At 68.4% G+C, this 17736-nt stretch carries 18 protein-coding genes; 9 read left to right on the forward strand and 9 right to left on the reverse strand.

From position 1 onward, the window contains the following. Positions 1-30: 30 nt before the first annotated feature. The 3 genes from ACMGDH_RS03435 to ACMGDH_RS03445 all read left to right on the forward strand — a co-directional run bounded on the left by ACMGDH_RS03435 (position 31) and on the right by ACMGDH_RS03445 (position 1896). A complete protein-coding gene (locus ACMGDH_RS03435) occupies positions 31-303 on the forward strand; it encodes a DUF167 domain-containing protein (protein ID WP_436827214.1) in 273 nt (90 codons plus the stop codon). Further along, positions 300-1175, forward strand: coding sequence for a bifunctional methylenetetrahydrofolate dehydrogenase/methenyltetrahydrofolate cyclohydrolase FolD (gene folD / locus ACMGDH_RS03440; RefSeq protein WP_436826513.1), 876 nt, complete (start codon positions 300-302; stop codon positions 1173-1175). The genes ACMGDH_RS03435 and folD overlap by 4 nt, the downstream gene beginning before the upstream one ends. Positions 1176-1254: 79 nt before the next feature. After that, positions 1255-1896, forward strand: coding sequence for a MarC family protein (locus tag ACMGDH_RS03445; RefSeq protein ID WP_436826514.1), 642 nt, complete (start codon positions 1255-1257; stop codon positions 1894-1896). Here ACMGDH_RS03445 and ACMGDH_RS03450 read toward each other — a convergent pair. Next, positions 1853-3643 carry a DUF2339 domain-containing protein gene (locus tag ACMGDH_RS03450; RefSeq protein WP_436827215.1) on the reverse strand — a complete coding sequence of 597 codons (1791 nt, stop codon included), beginning with the start codon at positions 3641-3643 and terminating at the stop codon, positions 1853-1855. The genes ACMGDH_RS03445 and ACMGDH_RS03450 overlap by 44 nt on opposite strands. 127 nt (positions 3644-3770) lie before the next feature. On the opposite strand from ACMGDH_RS03450, the gene ACMGDH_RS03455 reads away from it, so the two are divergent. Both ACMGDH_RS03455 and ACMGDH_RS03460 read left to right on the forward strand, forming a co-directional pair. Then, positions 3771-4199, forward strand: coding sequence for a GtrA family protein (locus tag ACMGDH_RS03455; RefSeq protein WP_436826515.1), 429 nt, complete (start codon positions 3771-3773; stop codon positions 4197-4199). Then, positions 4199-4957: a class I SAM-dependent methyltransferase gene (locus ACMGDH_RS03460; RefSeq protein ID WP_436826516.1), complete on the forward strand. Its 759-nt coding sequence runs from the start codon at positions 4199-4201 to the stop codon at positions 4955-4957. Before ACMGDH_RS03455 ends, ACMGDH_RS03460 begins: the two co-directional genes overlap by 1 nt. Here ACMGDH_RS03460 and ACMGDH_RS03465 read toward each other — a convergent pair. The 6 genes from ACMGDH_RS03465 to ACMGDH_RS03490 all read right to left on the reverse strand — a co-directional run bounded on the left by ACMGDH_RS03465 (position 4924) and on the right by ACMGDH_RS03490 (position 10137). Then, on the reverse strand, positions 4924-5793 hold the full coding sequence (locus ACMGDH_RS03465) for a 3-hydroxyacyl-CoA dehydrogenase NAD-binding domain-containing protein (RefSeq protein ID WP_436826517.1): 870 nt from the start codon (positions 5791-5793) through the stop codon (positions 4924-4926). The two genes, ACMGDH_RS03460 and ACMGDH_RS03465, sit on opposite strands and share 34 nt — an antisense overlap. 58 nt (positions 5794-5851) lie before the next feature. After that, complete coding sequence (gene egtD / locus ACMGDH_RS03470; protein WP_436826518.1) at positions 5852-6829, reverse strand: L-histidine N(alpha)-methyltransferase; 978 nt, start codon at positions 6827-6829, stop codon at positions 5852-5854. A gap of 118 nt (positions 6830-6947) precedes the next feature. Next, on the reverse strand, positions 6948-8273 hold the full coding sequence (gene egtB / locus ACMGDH_RS03475; RefSeq protein ID WP_436826519.1) for an ergothioneine biosynthesis protein EgtB: 1326 nt from the start codon (positions 8271-8273) through the stop codon (positions 6948-6950). A gap of 50 nt (positions 8274-8323) precedes the next feature. Next, a complete protein-coding gene (locus tag ACMGDH_RS03480; protein WP_436826520.1) occupies positions 8324-8869 on the reverse strand; it encodes a cob(I)yrinic acid a,c-diamide adenosyltransferase in 546 nt (181 codons plus the stop codon). A 58-nt stretch (positions 8870-8927) separates the two neighbouring features. Then, complete coding sequence (locus tag ACMGDH_RS03485) at positions 8928-9158, reverse strand: twin transmembrane helix small protein (RefSeq protein ID WP_436826521.1); 231 nt, start codon at positions 9156-9158, stop codon at positions 8928-8930. Between the two features lie 10 nt (positions 9159-9168). After that, positions 9169-10137: a glutamyl-Q tRNA(Asp) synthetase gene (locus tag ACMGDH_RS03490; RefSeq protein ID WP_436826522.1), complete on the reverse strand. Its 969-nt coding sequence runs from the start codon at positions 10135-10137 to the stop codon at positions 9169-9171. Between the two features lie 98 nt (positions 10138-10235). On the opposite strand from ACMGDH_RS03490, the gene ACMGDH_RS03495 reads away from it, so the two are divergent. The 4 genes from ACMGDH_RS03495 to ACMGDH_RS03510 all read left to right on the forward strand — a co-directional run bounded on the left by ACMGDH_RS03495 (position 10236) and on the right by ACMGDH_RS03510 (position 15232). After that, a complete protein-coding gene (locus tag ACMGDH_RS03495; protein ID WP_436826523.1) occupies positions 10236-10802 on the forward strand; it encodes an HNH endonuclease in 567 nt (188 codons plus the stop codon). Positions 10803-11082: 280 nt separating this feature from the next. Next, the gene (locus ACMGDH_RS03500; RefSeq protein WP_436826524.1) at positions 11083-13158 is read left to right on the forward strand and encodes a transglycosylase domain-containing protein; all 2076 of its coding nucleotides are present in this window, start codon (positions 11083-11085) and stop codon (positions 13156-13158) included. A 116-nt stretch (positions 13159-13274) separates the two neighbouring features. After that, on the forward strand, positions 13275-14276 hold the full coding sequence (locus tag ACMGDH_RS03505) for a threonine aldolase family protein (protein WP_436826525.1): 1002 nt from the start codon (positions 13275-13277) through the stop codon (positions 14274-14276). Between the two features lie 41 nt (positions 14277-14317). Further along, a complete protein-coding gene (locus ACMGDH_RS03510) occupies positions 14318-15232 on the forward strand; it encodes a DMT family transporter (RefSeq protein WP_436826526.1) in 915 nt (304 codons plus the stop codon). Here the strand turns inward: ACMGDH_RS03510 and ACMGDH_RS03515 are convergent. Then, entirely contained in the window at positions 15142-15963 is an 822-nt protein-coding gene (locus ACMGDH_RS03515) for a Rossmann-fold NAD(P)-binding domain-containing protein (protein ID WP_436826527.1), read from the reverse strand. The two genes, ACMGDH_RS03510 and ACMGDH_RS03515, sit on opposite strands and share 91 nt — an antisense overlap. A 142-nt stretch (positions 15964-16105) precedes the next feature. Next, complete coding sequence (locus tag ACMGDH_RS03520; RefSeq protein WP_436826528.1) at positions 16106-17719, reverse strand: M28 family peptidase; 1614 nt, start codon at positions 17717-17719, stop codon at positions 16106-16108. Between the last annotated feature and the right edge of the window lie 17 nt (positions 17720-17736).

Here is a 17736-nt window from a genome sequence, read left to right on the forward strand (position 1 = left end):
GGCGCCGCCTGGGCAGCGCGCAGCGACGGGATCGAGATAGCGGTGCGCGTGACGCCGCGCGTGTCGCGCGAAGCGCTGCTCCCCGGCACCGCCGAACATTTCGCCGCGCGGCTTACTGCGCCGCCGGTCGAAGGCGCGGCCAACGACGCGTTGCTGGCACTGGTCGCGAAGCAGTTCGGGGTCGCGAAGCGGGCAGTGACGCTGATCGCGGGCGAGACCGCGCGGATCAAGCGGCTGCGGATCACGGGCGAAACGAGGGCGCTGGCAGAGATCGCCGCCAGCCTCTATGGAAATGCGCCATGAGTGCGGCACTGATCGACGGCAAACTATTTGCGGCGGGGCTGAGGGCCCGAGTGGCGGAGCGCGTCCCCGCGTTTCACGCGGCGGCCGGGCGTGCGCCCGGGTTGGCGGTGGTGCTGGTGGGTGAGGACCCCGCATCGGCGGTCTATGTCCGCAGCAAGGGCAAGGCGACCCGCGAAGCCGGGATGGAGAGCTTCGAGCACAGCCTGCCCGCCGATGTCGATCAGGCGACGCTGATTGGGCTGGTGGACCAGCTGAATGCCGATCCGGCGGTTGACGGCATTCTCGTCCAGCTCCCGCTTCCCGCGCATCTCGACGCGCAGGAAGTGCTGCTTCGGATCGATCCGGACAAGGATGTCGATGGGTTCCACCCGGTGAATGCCGGCCGGCTCGCAACGGGATTGTCGGGGTTCGTCCCTTGCACCCCGCTGGGCTGCCTGATGCTGATCGAGGACCGGCTGGGTGATATTTCGGGGCTCGATGCCGTGGTGATCGGCCGCTCGAACATCGTCGGCAAGCCGATGGCTGCGCTGCTCACCGCCAGGAACTGCACCGTCACTGTCGCGCATTCGCGCACACGCAATCTGCCGCACTATCTGCTCCACGCCGACATCGTCGTGGCGGCAGTGGGACGGCCGGGATTTGTGAAGGGTGAATGGCTCAAGCCCGGCGCGACCGTGATCGACGTGGGCATCAATCGCACCGAGGATGGTCTCGTCGGCGACGTAGATTTCGATAGTGCTGCGTCGGTCGCGGGGGCGGTCACCCCTGTGCCCGGCGGGGTCGGCCCGATGACGATCGCCTGCCTGCTCCGCAATACGCTGGTGGCGGCGCATCGGCGCGAAGTCGTGGCACTGGACGAAGACGCGCTGTGACCCCGGCGGTGGTGGGCGCTGCGATCGTCGATCCCGGCTTTGACGTCATCAACGGACCACGTCTTCCCGCGGCGTCCAGATGATCGAGCTCTTCATTTCCGCGTTCGTCACTTTCTTCGTGGTGATCGATCCCCCTGGCTGCGCGCCGATCTTCGCGGGGCTGACCAGCGGCGCGAGTGCGGTCCATCGTCGCGCGATGGCGGTGCGCGCGGTGGTGGTCGCTGCGGTGATCCTGCTCGGATTCGCGCTGTTCGGCGAAGCGCTGCTCGGCGCGCTCGGGATCAGCCTCAACGCCTTCCGCATCGCAGGCGGGATCATGTTGTTCCTGATCGCGCTCGAGATGGTGTTCGAGAAGCGCACCGAGCGGCGGGAGGACCGGGCGGAGAAGATCAAGGCCGATGAAGTCACCGATATCTCGATCTTCCCGATGGCGATGCCGATGATCGCCGGACCGGGCTCGATCGCATCGGTGATGCTGCTGATGTCGCAGAGCCATGGCGCCGAGCGCACGCTGGTGGTACTCGCGGCGATGTTCGCGATCCTGCTGCTCACGCTCGCCGCGCTGCTCGCCGCGGGGCCGCTGATGCGGCTGGTGGGGGCAAAGATCGAGGCGGTGGTATCGCGCCTGCTGGGCGTGCTGCTCGGCGCCCTCGCCGTGCAGTTCGTGATCGACGGGATCAGGGCTTCACTGGTGGCCGGGCAGGCGCTGGGCGGGCACTGACCGGCGCGTCGGGCAGATCGTAGCGGATCCGCCACAGCCGGAACGGCGAGTTCCTGGGCAGTTCGACCGGCTCCAGCCATTTCGGCACCTGCCCGCGGTGAAGCTGGGCATAGAAGCCCCTGGCGCTGCGCGCGCGATAGACCGTCGTCTCGGCCATATTGGGGCAGATCAGCAGATAGGATGCGCCGTGCCGCGCAGCGATCGTGCGGAAGCCGCTCGCCGGTCCGGTGAAGGCGTGGTGCACGTCGAGGATGGCCGCGCCGTTGCGGTGATAGGGGCCCGCGACGCCATCGTGGTGGGTGATCGCTATCAGCCGTGGCCCCATGTCGACATGCGTGAACAGCGTCGCGCGCGGCACGGCGTTGAGCGGGAGCAGCGAACTCATGCGCGCGCAGGCGGCATTGGCCTGCGCGACATGGTTGGGGCCTGAGCTCCCCGGCTTGTCTCCGGGAAGATAGCGGATCAGAAAGCCGGCGAAGAGCCCCGAGAGGATCAGGAAGGCCACGACCGCCCCGACCACGCGGACCAGCGGCGAGCGGCGCGAAAGAAACCACGGCACCACCAGCCACAGCAGCGCCACTGCACCGGGCACGCTCAGCATCTGCGCAGCGGGCCCGGCGCGCACCTGCCAGAACAGCATCGCGCCGGCGAAGGCAGTGAACAGCGCGATCGCTGCCCAGGCGACCGCCTGGGGGCTCCGCCGCGCACGCCAGGCAGCGATGATCGCGCCGACTAAGCCGATCGCGGGGAGCACCGCCAGCGGGATTCCGGTCTTGAGCGGATGGCGGTAGATCGGCCGCGCCTCGCGGACGTTGTTGAGCCAGGTACGCGCGAGCTCGTCCGACACCTGCTCGGGGCGGCCGAGGCATTGCGGGAAGAGCAGCACGAAGCCGGCGACGATCGCGCTGCCGGCAAGCCCGGCGAGCAACAGCCTGGCCCAGCGCTGCCGTGGGCCGAGAAGCGAAAGGCCGAAGAGCAGGGCGCCGGCGGCCACCGTCACCGAGAGCCATACCGGCGTGAGCGCGTCGCACCGCGCGACCTGGTTGGCGTTCGATGCGAACAGCGCGAAGCCGAGCGCGGACCCGCCGCCGAGCGTGAGGCCATAGGCCCGCATCCGCCGCGCGTCTCCCGCATCCCATACCCAGCGCAGCGCTATGATCGCGCCTGCCATCGCGCAATAGGGCAGCATCTCGAGCCCGATGGTGAGCGAGACGGCGCTCGAAACCCCCACCGTGGCGCCGCCCCGCGCGCGCTTTGGATCCGCGAGGCCGGCGACGGTCATCGCCAGGCAGGCGAGTTGCCAGTTGTGGTGGTCGATGCGCATCGGGGTGAACATGCCGAGCGTGGAGGCACAGCCGAGGAGCACCAGAATCGCGAGCGGCCAGGCAAAAGGCGCGACGAGGCGGCGGACGGTGAGCGTAAGGCCCGTCATCGCAAGGGTGAGGGGCAGCAGCGGGGCGATGCCGCACGCCCATTTCTCCGCCGCCGCGGTGCCGATGAAGGGCTTGAGCAGCAGGATCAGGCCGGCGATCGGCAGATCGGGGATGCGCGACCAGTGGATGTCGAACCCGCCGAGCGCCGGATCGAGGCGATACTGGCGCAGATCGTACCAGCCCTGCCCGGCGAGCAGCGCGCGGACCTGCATCAGCCGCATATTGTCGTCGGTGTCGCCGAGGACGAGCCAATAGATGTTGCCCTGGCGCTGAACCAGATACCAGGCGACGATCGCCGCCCAGCAGACCAGCATCCATGCCAGCCAATGCCGGTCGAGTTCCTGGTCCAGGCGGAAACCGCGGATCGGCTTGAGCTTCAAAATCGCTTCCCTCGCTTCGCGCTCCGCATTAGGGCGACCCCTTGCGCGAGGGCAAGCTACAGTGACGGCGTTCCTGCAACGAATGGAATCGATGGTGACGGACGGGCTGATCGGCCAGCTGGTGCGCTTCGGCATCAGCGGCGGGATCGCGACCGCTGTCTATGCCATCGTCTATTCGCCGCTCGCCAAGTACGAGATCGTCTCGCCTTCGCTCGCCAATCTCGCCGGCTATTTCTTCGCGATGGTGACCGGCTATTTCCTCCACAGCCGCTGGAGCTTCCGCGGGCACGGCGAACGCGGCAATGTCGCCAGGACGGGCAGCCGTTTCTTCGTGGTCAGCCTGGTGAGCCTGGGGCTCAACAGCCTTTTCGTGTGGGTGCTCACCGAGGATTCGATGCTCGACGGCGATTGGTGGTGGCCGCTGATCCCGATCCTGTTCGTGACGCCGCTCGCCACCTTCGCGCTCAACCGTGTCTGGGTTTTCAAATAATGGACCGCGTCGTCTACGAGCGCATGGCTGCGCACGACACCACCCATTGGTGGTACCGCGCCCGGCGCGAGATCCTTTCGGACTATCTGATGCGCTTCGGCGCGCTGCCGGCGCATGCCCGCATCCTCGAGATCGGCTGCGGCACCGGGCACAATCTGCCGATGCTCGCGCAGTTCGGCCAAGTCGACGCGATCGAGATCGACGAGACTGCGCGCGCCAAGGCGAGCGAGCGGCTGGGCAAGCCGGTGGGCACCTCGCCGCTTCCCGAGCTCGTCGGAGTCGAGGCCGGCAGCTACGATCTCGTCGCGGTGCTCGATGTGGTCGAGCATGTCGAGGACGACGTCGGTGCCTTGAAGGCGATCGCCAAGGCTTTGAAGCCTGGCGGCAAGATCCTGATCACCGTGCCCGCGCACCAGTGGATGTGGAGCGCGCACGACGTGGTGAACCATCACAAGCGGCGCTATTCCAAGGCGACGCTCGCCGCGGCGCTGCGTGCGGCGGGGCTGGAGTGGCGGAAGCTCGGCTATTTCAATTCGCTGCTGTTCCCGGTCGCGGTGGCGGCGCGCTTCGCCGGCAAGCTGATGGGCAAGGACGACAGCGATGATTCGCCGCCGGCCAAGCCGCTCAACACGGCGTTCGAGAAGATCTTCGAGCTCGAGCGGCACCTGGTGGGGCGGGTGCCGCTGCCGCCGGGGCTGTCGCTGATCGTGCTGGCCGAGCCTTCTCAGCGCGTCGGCACGGGCTCGGTCCCGGAATAGTCGTAGAAGCCGCGCTTGGTCTTGCGGCCGTACCAGCCGGCCTCGACATATTTCACGAGCAGCGGCGCGGGGCGGAACTTGGGATCGCCGGTGCCTTCGAACAGCACGCGCGTGATTTCGAGGCAGGTGTCGAGCCCGATGAAATCGGCGAGCGTGAACGGGCCCATCGGATGGTTGAGCCCGAGCTGGCAGGCGGCGTCGATGTCCGAAATCGTCGCGACGCCCTCGCCGAGCGCGAAGCAGGCTTCGTTGAGCATCGGCATGAGCACACGGTTGACGATGAAGCCGGGCGCGTCGTTGGCGTGCACGATGCGCTTGCCGAGCGACTGGCCGAACGCCTCGACGGCGGCGACGGTGGCGTCCGACGTGGCGAGGCCGCGGATCAGCTCGATGAGGCCCATCACCGGCACCGGATTGAAGAAATGGACGCCCATGAAGCGGCTCGCATCGGGCGCTGCCTGGGCGAGGCGCGTGATCGGGATCGACGAAGTGTTGCTGGCGAGGATCGCCTCGGGCCCGAGCACCTTGCCGACATTCTCGAAGATCTGGCGCTTGATCGCCTCCCGCTCGGTCGCGGCTTCGATCACCAGATCGCAGGGCGCCATCGACGACACGTCTGACACGGGCTGGAGCCGGGCCAGCGCCGCCTCGGCATCGGCCGCGGTGACCTTCTCCTTCTCGACCGCGCGGGCGAGCTGCCTGGCGATCCCGGCCTTGCCCGCTTCGGCGCGGACGAGATCCATGTCGGAGAGCAGCACGGCATAGCCGGCCTGCGCCGAGACCTGTGCGATCCCCGCGCCCATCTGCCCTGCACCGATCACGCCGATTGTCTTCATGCCGTCTCTCCCGTCGTCGCCGCTCTCCTATCGCCTCGCCCGGCGATCGGATAGGGGCTCAGGGGGCGGTGCGGATCGGCTGCGCTTCGCATAGTGTCAGCGCGAACCAGCCCTGCGGGTCGGTCCATTCCTCGATTGGAGTCCAGCCGCCGGCGCTGAGCAGCATCCGGCCGCTGTTGGGGCCGTATTTATGGCTGTTCTCGGTGTGGATCGTCTCGCCCGCGGTCATCGAGAAGGCGCGGCCGTCGACCTCGAAATCCACGCCGCGCGTCGCCTCCAGGTGCATTTCGATTCGGGCAGCATCGGCATTCCAGATCGCGCGGTGGCGGAAGGCGTCGACAGGGATTGTCCCGCCGAGCTCGCGGTTGATCCGTTCGAGCAGGTTCAGGTTGAACGCGGCGGTGACGCCCTGGGCGTCGTCATAGGCCGGGATCAATATGTCGGGTGACTTGATCCGGTCCATCCCGATCAGCAGCCGCGCGCCTTCGCCGAGCCATTCGCGCATCGCGCGGAGCAGATCGACTGCATGGAAGGCCTGCATGTTGCCGATCGTCGAGCCGGGGAAGAAGCCGAGCTTGGGCAGTCCGGCGACCTCGGGCGGAAGCGGCACCGGTCGAAGGAAATCGGCCTCGACGGGGTACACCGGGAGTCTGGGAAACCCGCGCGACAATTCGCGCGCCGAGTGACGGAGGAAAGCACCCGAGATGTCGATCGGCACATAAGCGGCGGGATCGATCGCGCGCAGCAGGATGGGGGTCTTGGCCGACGAACCCGAGCCGAACTCGACCACCGCGGCATCGGGCGCGGCGAGCGCGCCGAGCTGTGGGCCGATCTGCATCAGCAGCGCGGTCTCGGTGCGGGTCGGGTAATATTCGGGAAGCCGGGTGATCGCTTCGAACAGCTCCGAGCCGCGGCGATCGTAGAACCAGCGCGCCGGGATCGCGCGCGGATGTGCGGCGAGGCCATTCAGAACGTCGGCGCGGAAATTGGGGTCGGCAATTCCCGACTGGCCATCCTCGGCTTCCTGCTTCAGCATCGCCCGGCACCTTCAAACGTCATTCCCGCGAAAGCGGGAAACCATCTCCGAACGGGTCCGCTTGCTGAGGCGGCGGGAGATGGGCCCCCGCTTTCGCGGGAATGACGATAAATGGACATCACAGATCCTTTGCCAGGCGTACGCCGGTGAACTGCCAGCGCTGGTGCGGATAGAAGAAGTTGCGGTAGCTCGCGCGCAGATGGCCGCGTGGAGTCGCGCAGCTGCCGCCGCGCAGCACGAACTGGCCGCTCATGAACTTGCCGTTGTATTCGCCGACCGCGCCCTCGGCAGCGCGGAAGCCCGGATAGGGGCGATAGGCGCTGCCGGTCCATTCCCAGACATCGCCGAAGAAGGCCGGACCCGAAGACGCGGGCCGCGGCTCGACCGGGCCTGCCGCGTCGAGCTGGTTGCCCGAATGGGGATCGTGTCCCGCGGCCGCGGCTTCCCATTCGAACTCGGTGGGGAGCCGCGCGCCGGCCCAGCTGGCATAGGCGTCGGCCTCGTAGAAGCTGACATGGGTGACCGGAGCAGCGGGATCGATCGGGCGGCGGCCGTCGAGCCCGAAACGCGTCCAGACGCCGTCCTCCTGCCGCCAGTAGAGCGGGGCTTCGATCCCCTCGGCCTGCACCCATGCCCAGCCGTCCGCCAGCCACAGCCGGGGATCGCGATAACCGCCGTTCGTGATGAAGGTCGCCCACTCGCCGTTCGTGACGGTACGATCGGCGATCGCGTGGCGCGCGAGCAGCGCCTGGTGGCGCGGGCCTTCGCAATCAAAGGCGAAGTTCAACCGATCGGTTGAGCGACTGGTTGACTTGCTTGACTCGATTCGCAGTTCTTCGACTGCGGTTGACTCAAGCTGATGGCCGATCTCGACCACCCCCGCCGCACCCTCGATCCAGCCGATCGGGCCGGGCATCGCGACCGGCACCTTGGGGGCACCCGGCCACATCGCGGGCTCGAGCGGATTGACCGAGAAATGATGGAGGATGTCGGTGAGCAGCAATTCCTGATGCTGCTGCTCGTGGTTGCAGCCGAGCACCACCAGCGCCTGCGCCGCATCGGGAAGATCGGGCAGCGCGTCGATCAGTGCGGCGGTCACATGCGCGCGATAGGCGAGAATTTCGTCGAGGCCCGGCCGCGACAGCATGCCGCGGCGCGGACGCGCGTGGCGCTGCCCCTCGGCTTCGTAATAGCTGTTGAACAGGAACGGCCAGCGATCGTCGAACAGCCGGTAGCCGGGAACATGATCGCGCAGCACGAAGGTTTCGAAGAACCATGTCGTGTGCGCCAGGTGCCATTTGGCGGGTGACGCATCGTCCATCGACTGGATCGTCGCATCGGCATCCGAAAGCGGACGGACGAGCGCCTCACTGAGCGCGCGCGTGCGCGCGAGCTGCGACGCAAGCGCGGACGGAGCCGGACGGGAACCCGTTTTCGTTCGCATTATGTTCTCCTAGCCGCGCAAGTCGTGCGCGTCAACCGGAGCCGATCAATTCAGCGCGATGCCCCGGGCACCCACAGCACTTCGCCGGGGCCGTCCCGACTGGCGGCGCGTGCGGCGACGAAGAGGAGATCGGACAGCCGGTTGAGATAGGCAAGCGGCAGCGCGTCGGCCTGTGCGGCGACTGCGGCACGCTCGGCGCGGCGCGTGACGGCGCGGGCGAGGTGGAGCGCGGCAGTGCCGGACTCGCCTGCGGGAAGGATGAAGCTGGTGAGCGGGGCGAGGCCGGCATTGAGCGAGTCGATCTGCGCTTCCAGCCAGGCGATCTGATCGGGAACGATGCGAAGCGCGCCTTCGATTCCTGTCGGTGTCGCCAGATCGGCGCCGAGATCGAACAGATCGTTCTGGATGCGCGCCAGGATCGGCTCGAGCGGGCCGTCGCCGAGTGCCGCGCGGGCGACGCCGATCGCGCTGTTCGCCTCGTCGACATCGCCGATCGCGGCCATCAATGCGTCGGCCTTGGAGACGCGCGAGCCGTCGACGAGGCCGGTGGTGCCGTCGTCGCCGGTGCGAGTGTAGATCTTGTTGAGCTTTACCATGTCTGTCTCCCCTCCCTGCTTGCAGGGAGGGGAGACAGACGGGGGAGGGCCGGAAGCCTCATCCCTTCGCCGAGGCGAAGAGGAGCATCACCATGATGATGCCGATCGCTACTGCCTGCCACAAGATGCGCTGCTGCATCATCTTGTTCGAGCGCAGGCTGGGGGTGCTGGGGCCCTCGCCCTTCAGATCGGCCTCTGTGGTGCGCAGGAAGATCACCACGCCGCGGACCAGCGCGACGACCGTGGCGATCATCGCGGCCACGAGGAGCAGGACGAGGAAGAGGTTCATGGGGGGACGCCTACTCCTTTGCCGCGGCGAAGCCAACCGGGAGCCGGCCGGCGCGCAGCGCTTCGGCAAGGGCCGGGCCGTCTTCGCCGGCGCGCCGCAGCGCTTCGATCGTGGGGGCGCCGTGGCGCTTGGCGAGGCGCTGCCCGTCGGGGCCGAGGAGCAGCGGGTGGTGACGGTATTCGGGGGTGGGCAGGCCGAGCAGCGCCTGGAGCAGGCGGTGGACATGGGTGGCGGCGAACAGGTCCATGCCGCGGATTACGTGCGTGACGCCCTGGGCGGCATCGTCGACGGTGACGGCGAGGTGATAGGAGGCGGGGGCGTCCTTGCGCGCGAGGATCACGTCGCCGTGGGGGAGCGGGTCCGCTCGGATTTGGCCGGCGAAGGCGTCGTGCCAGTATAATCCCTCTCCCCCTCGGGGAGAGGGAGGGAGCCGCGTAGCGGCGGAAGGGAGAGGGGCAGTGGCGGGCGGAGTGCCCCTCTCCCTTCCCACGCCTTCGGCGCGGGCCCCTTCCCTCTCCCCGGCGGGGAGAGGGAGATTTGCGAGCGCCTTCGCCACATCAAGACGCCAGCTGTGGGGCTTCGTCAGGTCGGGCGCATCGAGCCCCCGGCAGGTCCCCGGGTAGACCGCCCCTTCGGGCCCGTGCGGGGCGCTCAGGCTGGCGGCGATATCGGCGCGGGTGCAGAAGCAGGGGTAGAGCAGGCCCTGCTCACGCAGCCGATCGAGCGCCTGTTCGTAGAGCGCCAGCCGCTGCGACTGGAACACCACTTCGCCGTCCCATCCGAGCCCGAGCCACTCGAGATCGCGGAAAATCGCATCGACATGCTCGGGGCGGCTGCGGGTGCCGTCGATATCCTCGATGCGCAGCAGGAAACGGCCGTCGTGCGCGCGCGCGAAATCATGCGCTGCAATCGCCGACCAGGCATGGCCGAGGTGGAGGCGGCCGGTGGGGCTCGGCGCGAATCGGGTGGTCACATTCACGAAACCGGCCCTTGACCACGAGTCGCGGCCTGTGCTGTCATGCCCATGTCACGCTTCTCGGCGAGAGGCGGGGCAGCAAAGAGAGGGCGAGGGCGCGTATGTACCATCCCGATCTGATCCGACATCCGGACGGCTGCCCGGCGCTGGTGCTGAACGCCGATTACACGCCGCTCAGCTATTATCCCCTGAGCGTGTGGCCGTGGCAGACCGCGATCAAGGCGCTCTTCCTCGACCGCGTGGACGTGGTCTCCTATTACGAGCGGGAAGTGCGAAGTCCCAGCGCGACACTGAAGCTTCCTTCGGTGATCGCGCTCAAACAATATGTAAGACCCTCGCAATTCCCCGCCTTCACGCGCTTCAATCTCTTCCTCCGCGACAAGTTTGCCTGCCAATATTGCGGAAGCCCGCGCGACCTCACCTTCGATCATGTCATTCCCCGCGCCCAAGGCGGGCGCACCACGTGGGAGAATGTCGCGACTGCCTGCGCGCCGTGCAACCTCCGCAAGGGCGGGCGCACCCCGAAGCAGGCCGCGATGCCGCTCCACATCCAGCCGATCCGCCCGACGAGCTGGCAGCTCCAGGAGCATGGCCGGCGCTTTCCGCCCAACCACCTCCACGACACCTGGCGCGACTGGCTCTATTGGGACGTGGAGCTGGAAGCTTGAGAGGTTTGTTTGGGAATGCCGCAGGGCGCATCCCGGACAGGCTCGGAGTTCATCTGTATTATTGCACTAACACAGTCTTTGGGCTAATCGGGTCCGAACGACGGCACGGCGTGTAAGGGGGCACGCTTCCCCGAGCCCCTTCAACGCGTTAGAGTTGCAGCAGATGTCCCGCGAACCCGGCCCCAGCGACGGTCGCTTTCCCCTCCGCAGGCAGGCCGGGTTCGAGCCCGCGCCCAAGTTGAACGCGGGAGACGCGCGCGTCGCTGCGCAGTGGCGCGAAATGACTCCCGAACCGGCGATCGAAGTGCGGGGCGCGGGCCATCTGGCGGAGCCCGAACGCTCGCGCGGCTTCTTCCGGCGAAGTCCGCCTCCGCCGCCTCCGCCGCAGGAACCTGAAGAGCCCGAGCTCGCAGGCGGCGATGCAGGTCCGCCGCCGCGGGCGCGGAATTACTGGCGCTGGGTGACGCGCGGGATCGGCGCGCTGATTATACTGTTCGTGCTCGCGGTCGCGTGGCTGGCGCTCACTGCGCCGCTCTCCAAATCGCTCCAGCCGCCGGCGCCGCCCTCGATCACCTTGCTCGCATCCGACGGCACGCCGATCGCGCGGCGCGGCGCGGTGATCGCCGACCCGGTCGACGCGGCGAAGCTGCCCGATCATGTCCGCGATGCGTTCGTCGCGATCGAGGACCGGCGCTTCTACGGCCATCTGGGCGTCGATCCGCGCGGCATTTTGCGCGCGATGATCCACAATGCGACGTCGGACGGCGGATCGCAGGGCGGGAGCACGATCACCCAGCAGCTCGCCAAGAACGCCTTCCTGACTCAGGACCGGACGATCACGCGGAAGATGCGGGAGGTGCTGATCGCCTTCTGGCTCGAGGCGTGGCTGTCGAAGGAGGAGATCCTCTCGCGCTATTTGTCGAACGTCTATTTCGGCGACAATGTCTATGGGCTGCGCGCGGCTGCGCGGCACTATTTCAGCACCGATCCCGAGGATCTGACGATCAGCCAGGCGACGCTGCTCGCCGGGCTGGTGCAGGCGCCGAGCCGGCTCGCACCGACGGGCAACCTGAAAGGTGCGCGCGAGCGGCAGAAGCTGGTGGTGGGGGCGATGGTCGACGCGGGGTTGCTAAGCGAGGCCGAGGGCGATGGCGTGCGGCCGGCGGTGCTCAAGGTGGCCAAGAGCAAGGAACTGCCCAACGGCACCTATTTCGCCGACTGGGTGCTCCCGCAGGCGCGCGACCGGGCGGGTGGAGTCTCGACCGAGCAGACGGTGCGCACCACGCTCGACAGCGGCATCCAGCGCGCTGCCGAACGCGCAGTGGCAGCGGCAGGGCTGCGCCAGTCGCAAGTCGCGCTGGTGGCGATGCGGCCCGACGGGCGCGTGGTGGCGATGGTGGGCGGCAGGAACTATCGCCAGAGCCCGTTCAACCGCGCCACCCAGGCGAGGCGCCAGCCGGGATCGACCTTCAAGCTGTTCGTCTATCTCGCGGCGCTGCGATCGGGGATGAGCCCCGATACGATCGTCGACGATTCGCCGGTGACGATCGGCGAATGGACACCGGCGAACAGCGACGGGCGCTACGCTGGCAAGATCACGCTGCGCCAGGCCTTCGCCAAATCGAGCAACGTCGTCGCGGCGCGGCTGACGGCGGAGATCGGCGTGGGGCGCGTGATCCGCGCCGCGCGCGACCTGGGCATCTCGACGCCGATCGCCAACGAGGCTTCGATCGCGCTCGGCACTTCGGGCGTGTCGCTGCTCGAGCTCACCGCCGCTTACGCTGCGGTCGCCAACGGCAGCTATCCGGTGCGTCCCAAGGGGCTGAGCGACGAGGAGGCGGCGGACGACTGGCTCGCGCTGCGGCTGGGCGGGGCGACGCGCTTCGGCGCACGCGAGCTCGACGACATGCGCTCGATGCTCGCTTCGGTGATCGAAGGCGGCACCGGGCGCAGCGCGCGGCTGCCGGTGCCGGCGTTCGGCAAGTCCGGCACGACCCAGGACAGCCGCGACGCGCTGTTCGTCGGCTATGCGGGCGATCTGGTGGTCGGCGTGTGGCTGGGCAACGACGACAATTCGCCCAATCCGGGGCTTTCGGGGAGCGGCATTCCGGCGCGCATCTGGCGCGACTTCATGGTCCGCGCGCTCGACCTCAAGCTGCCGCCGCCCCCGCCGGTGGAGGAGCCGGAGGATAATGCGATGACGCTCGACGAAGTGCTCAACGGCGTCGAGATGTTCATCGACGGCTCGGAGATCGACACCGACGTGATCCGCCCGCGCGAGGGTTTCCCTGAAGACGAAACCCCGGTGCCGGTGCCGATGGAGGACGAGGGCCTTCCCCCGCCGCCAGGCGAGTAAGGGAGGCCCCATCCATTCTTCTCCCTTGCAAGGGAGGAGAGCAGGTCAGGGTGAATGCCGGTCGGGTCGCCGGTTGCTCGGTTGACCTTGGCGGCGCGGGCTCGCAATGCGCGGGTATGCGCTTCTTCTCCGACAACGCCGCTCCCGTTTGCCCGCAGGTGCTCGAGGCGATGGTCGACGCCAATGTGCTCGACACTGCCTATGACGGCGACGGCTGGTCGAAGCGGCTCGACAGCGCCTTTTCCGATCTGTTCGGAACCGCGGTGCGGGCGCTGTGGGTGCCCTCGGGCACTTCGGCCAATGCGCTGGCGCTGGCGGCGCTGTGCCCCCCGCACGGCAGCGTGGTCTGCCACCGCGACGCGCACATCCAGAACGACGAATGCGGCGCGCCGGAATTCTACACCCACGGCGCCAAACTGGTGCTGGTCGAGGGGCCGGGGGCCAAGCTGACGCCCGCGGCGCTCGATGTGGTGCTCGCGGGAATCCGCGACGATGTCCATCAGGTCCAGCCGCACGCGATCTCGATCACCAACGCGACCGAATATGGGCTGGTCTACACCCCCGACGAAGTCGCGGCGATCGGTGCGCTGGCGAAGCGCCGCGGGCTGGGGCTGCACATGGACGGCGCACGCTTCGCCAATGCCGTGGCGCATCTCGGCTGCCATCCCGGCGAGGTGACGTGGCGCGCGGGTGTCGACGTGCTGAGCTTCGGCTTCGTCAAGAACGGCGGGATGAGCGCCGAGGCGCTGGTGTTCTTCAAGCCCGAACTTGTGGACGCGACGCTCTACCGCCGCAAGCGCGCCGGGCTGCTGCTCTCCAAGGGGCGCTACCTCGCCGCGCAGATACTGGCGATGCTCGAGGATGACCTGTGGCTCGCCAATGCGCACGCGGCGAATGCGGGGGCGCGGCTGCTCGGCGAGGCGGCGGGCGCGCGGCTGGTCTATCCGGTCGAAGCCAACGAAGTGTTCCTGCGCGCGAGTCCGCAAGAGGCGGCGGCACTGCGCGCGCTGGGTTTCGACTTCTACGACTGGGCGCCGGGCGAGGTGCGGCTGGTGACGTCATGGCACCAGTCCGAAGACGCGATCCGTCCGCTGGCCGAGGCGATCGCACGGCTGTGAGGCGGATCACTCCCATCGCGCCGCCGAAGGATCCGGCACCGATGGAGCGCATCCCTCCGCGCTCGGCACGGCTCGACGTGCTCATTCCCTTCGCAGTGGTGACGCTGATCTGGGGATCGACCTGGCTGGTGATCCGCGATCAGCTCGCGGTGGTGCCGCCGAGCTGGTCGGTCGCCTATCGTTTCTGGGTGGCGGGGCTGGTGATCCTCGCCTGGGCGGCGATCCGGCGCGACCGGCTGCTGCTCGACCTGCGCGGCTGGGTGTTCGCGGCGGCGCTGGGGCTCGCGCAGTTCGTGCTCAACTTCAACTTCGTCTATCGCGCCGAGCAGCACATCACCTCGGGCGTGGTGGCGATCGTCTATGCGCTGCTGCTGGTGCCCAATGCGCTGCTCGCGCGGATATTCCTGGGTCAGCGGATGGGGCGCGCGCTGCTGATCGGATCGGCAGTGGCGATGGCCGGCATCGCGCTGCTGTTCGTCCACGAGGCGCGGCTGAGCCCGGTGGGGCCGCATCAGGCGCTGCTCGGGATCGGAATCGCGCTGGCGGGCGTGCTCTCGGCATCGGTCGCCAATGTGATGCAGGCGACCGACACTGCGAGGGCCTATCCGATGGCGACGGTGCTCGCCTGGGCGATGCTGATCGGCGCGACCGCGGACGCGGCCTTCGCGCTGGCCACCGTGGGCCCGCCGGTGTTCGAGGCGCGCTGGGGCTATATCGCAGGGACGCTCTATCTGGGCGTGCTCGGATCGGCACTGACCTTCACCATCTATTACCAGCTGATCCGCGCGATCGGGCCCGCCAAGGCGGCCTATACGAGCGTGCTGATCCCGGTGATTGCGATGTTGCTCTCGACTCTGTTCGAGGGTTATCGCTGGTCGTGGCTAGCGGGCGCGGGCGGCGTGCTGGTGCTGGTGGGGCTGGTGATCGCGCTGAGGGCGCGCAGGCCCAACCGGTAATCGGGGTAGCGCGGCCGCCAGCCTAGCACGCGCTTCGCCTTCAAGTTCGCGACGCGGCGGTTCTCCGAATAGAAGGCGCGCGCCTGCGGGCTGAGGCGTGCAGCGCCGATCGGCACCAGCGGCGGGACGGGAAGGCCGAGCAGCGCGCAGGCATAGGCGATCACGTCGGACTGCGGCGCGGGCAGATCGTCGGCGAGGTTGTAGGCGCCGGGTGGCGCGCCGAGCCCTGCCACCACGCCCTCGACAATGTCGTCGACATGAATTCGGCTGAATACCTGGCCGGGCACGTCGATCCGCTGTGCGCTGCCTGTCCGCACCCGATCGAGCGACGAGCGGCCGGGGCCGTAGATGCCCGGCAGGCGGAACACGCGCGCACCCATTGCCAGCCAGGCGGCGTCGGCCGCGGCACGGGTGCTGCGGCGGCCGAGCCCCACCGGCGCGCTCTCGTCGACCCAGGCGCCGCCGGTATCGCCATAGACTCCGGTCGAGGAGAGATAGGCGAGTGCGGCGCCGCTTGCCGCGATCTCCGCGCCATAGGCGGCGAGGACCGGGTCGTCCTCGCCCGGGGGGACCGAGGAGAGGATATGGGTGGCGTGCGCGATCTCGAAGGCGGTGCGTTCGCGATCGGCGAAATCGGCGCGGGTGGCGCCCACTACGCGCCAACCTCGCCCTTCAAGCCGGGTGGCGATACGCGAGGCGGTGTAGCCCAGGCCGAAGATGAAGAGGCGCATCTAGATCCTCCCCGGAACGGGGAGGGGGACCGCGCCGCGAAGCGGTGTGGTGGAGGGGGGCCTCCACACCGGAATCGCTTGTGGCGCTCCCCCTCCACCATGCTTCGCATGGTTCCCCTCCCCGTGCCGGGGAGGTTCGAGGTTACTCAGCCCCATAGCCCTTGAACTGGGTGCCGAAGAAATCGCCCTTGTTCCAGCGCGGGCGCTCCTGGGCATCGGCGATCGCGCGCGCGGCGGTGTAGGTGACGCGCAGGTATTTGGCGGCGGAGGCCCAGTCGAAGGGCAGGGACAGGTCGTCCGAAGGCTTGTGGTAATGCTGGTCGAGGAATGCGCGCTGGTCCACCGCGCCGGTTCCGCCCGGTCCGGTGTCGATCGAGACTGCCGGAATGCCCGACTGGACGAAGCTGTAATGGTCCGAGCGGACGAAGAACATCTCCTCGGGCTCGGGATCGGGCACGGTCTTCAGCCCCTCGGTCGCGGCGGCGGCGGCGAGGGCGGGGCCGAGCGTCGAGCGTTCGCCGCCCAGGATCACCAGGTCCTGAAGCGCGTAGGTGAAGATCGGCATGTCGATGTTGAGATCGGCCATCAGCCCCTCGCGCGGGACGGTGGGGTGGCGGGCGAAATAGTCCGATCCGATCAGCCCCTTCTCCTCGGCAGTGAGCGCGACGAACAGGATCGAGCGGCGCGGGCGCGTGCCGGACTTCCGGAAGGCGCGGGCGATCTCCAGGATCATTCCTACCCCCACGGCATTGTCCATCGCGCCGTTGTAGATCGCGTCGCCGTTCACCGCCTCGCCGACGCCGACATGGTCGAGATGTGCGGAGAGGACGAGATACTGGTTCTTGAGCGCGGGATCGCTGCCCTCGATCATCCCGATCACGTTGCGCGTATCGCGCATCGTCACGCTGGTCTTGCTGGCGACGCGGAGCGTGCCGGTCAGCGGTCCCCGCGGGAGCGGCTTGGCCTGGCGCTCGGCGGCGAGCACGTCGCGCCAGCGGATCGCCGATCCGGCGAACAGCTTCTCCGCGCCGGCCGGGCCGACATAGCCGACCACCGGCGCGCCCGGCGAGATCATGTTGGCGCGGCCGTCCGGACCTGCCCATCCCGAGCGCGCATAGTTCCAGAAGGGCACGATCGTCTCGAACGGCATGTCCGCGCGGGCGGCGGCGGATTCGAGCACGATCACGGCCCGGGCGCCGCGCGCCTCGGCGAAGCGGGCCTTCTGCTCGTCGTCCGAGAGGTGCGCGGCGACATCGTTGGGGATGCCCGAGGGCAGCCCGCCCAGGATCGCGACGATCTTCCCGCGCACGTCGAGCCCGCGATAATCGTCGATCTGCGCCTCGGGATAGACCACGCCATAGCCTGCGAAGACGATTCCGCCCTCGGCGGTGAAATCGGGGGTGGCGGGGACTGCGCCGTTGACGAAATCGATCCCGAACTGGAGCGGGATCGCAGCACCGCCGCGCGTGAGCGTCCAGCGCGCCTTTTCCGAAGGGCGGTAGTGCGTGAGCTTGACCGGCTGAAACCAGCTGCCCTTCTCGCCCGCCGGAGTGAGGCCCGCCGCCAGCATCTGCGCGGCGACATATTCGGCTGCGCGATCATAATCGCGCGTGCCTGCCTCACGCCCCCGCAGCGCGTCCGACGCGAGGAACTGGACATGCGCCTTCAGCGCCGTCTGTTCGGGCGGGAGCTGCTGCGCCCGCGCGGGAAGCGCAAGCAGCAGCAGGGCAAGCAGGGCCAGCGGGCGCATCGTCATTCGGGAATGGAGGCCTC

This window comes from Sphingomonas radicis (assembly GCF_051400635.1).
In the GTDB taxonomy this organism is placed as follows: Bacteria; Pseudomonadota; Alphaproteobacteria; order Sphingomonadales; family Sphingomonadaceae; genus Sphingomonas.

Bases quoted from the DNA above. Each gene is read 5' to 3' on its own strand.
- folD (WP_436826513.1), top strand. From the start codon at position 300: ATGAGTGCGGCACTGATCGACGGCAAACTATTTGCGGCGGGGCTGAGG.
- ACMGDH_RS03445 (WP_436826514.1), top strand. From the start codon at position 1,255: ATGATCGAGCTCTTCATTTCCGCGTTCGTCACTTTCTTCGTGGTGATC.
- ACMGDH_RS03450 (WP_436827215.1), bottom strand. From the start codon at position 3,643: ATGCTGGTCTGCTGGGCGGCGATCGTCGCCTGGTATCTGGTTCAGCGC.
- ACMGDH_RS03460 (WP_436826516.1), top strand. From the start codon at position 4,199: ATGGACCGCGTCGTCTACGAGCGCATGGCTGCGCACGACACCACCCAT.
- ACMGDH_RS03465 (WP_436826517.1), bottom strand. From the start codon at position 5,793: ATGAAGACAATCGGCGTGATCGGTGCAGGGCAGATGGGCGCGGGGATC.
- egtD (WP_436826518.1), bottom strand. From the start codon at position 6,829: ATGCTGAAGCAGGAAGCCGAGGATGGCCAGTCGGGAATTGCCGACCCC.
- egtB (WP_436826519.1), bottom strand. From the start codon at position 8,273: ATGCGAACGAAAACGGGTTCCCGTCCGGCTCCGTCCGCGCTTGCGTCG.
- ACMGDH_RS03480 (WP_436826520.1), bottom strand. From the start codon at position 8,869: ATGGTAAAGCTCAACAAGATCTACACTCGCACCGGCGACGACGGCACC.
- ACMGDH_RS03485 (WP_436826521.1), bottom strand. From the start codon at position 9,158: ATGAACCTCTTCCTCGTCCTGCTCCTCGTGGCCGCGATGATCGCCACG.
- ACMGDH_RS03495 (WP_436826523.1), top strand. From the start codon at position 10,236: ATGTACCATCCCGATCTGATCCGACATCCGGACGGCTGCCCGGCGCTG.
- ACMGDH_RS03500 (WP_436826524.1), top strand. From the start codon at position 11,083: ATGACTCCCGAACCGGCGATCGAAGTGCGGGGCGCGGGCCATCTGGCG.
- ACMGDH_RS03505 (WP_436826525.1), top strand. From the start codon at position 13,275: ATGCGCTTCTTCTCCGACAACGCCGCTCCCGTTTGCCCGCAGGTGCTC.
- ACMGDH_RS03510 (WP_436826526.1), top strand. From the start codon at position 14,318: ATGGAGCGCATCCCTCCGCGCTCGGCACGGCTCGACGTGCTCATTCCC.
- ACMGDH_RS03515 (WP_436826527.1), bottom strand. From the start codon at position 15,963: ATGCGCCTCTTCATCTTCGGCCTGGGCTACACCGCCTCGCGTATCGCC.
- ACMGDH_RS03520 (WP_436826528.1), bottom strand. From the start codon at position 17,719: ATGACGATGCGCCCGCTGGCCCTGCTTGCCCTGCTGCTGCTTGCGCTT.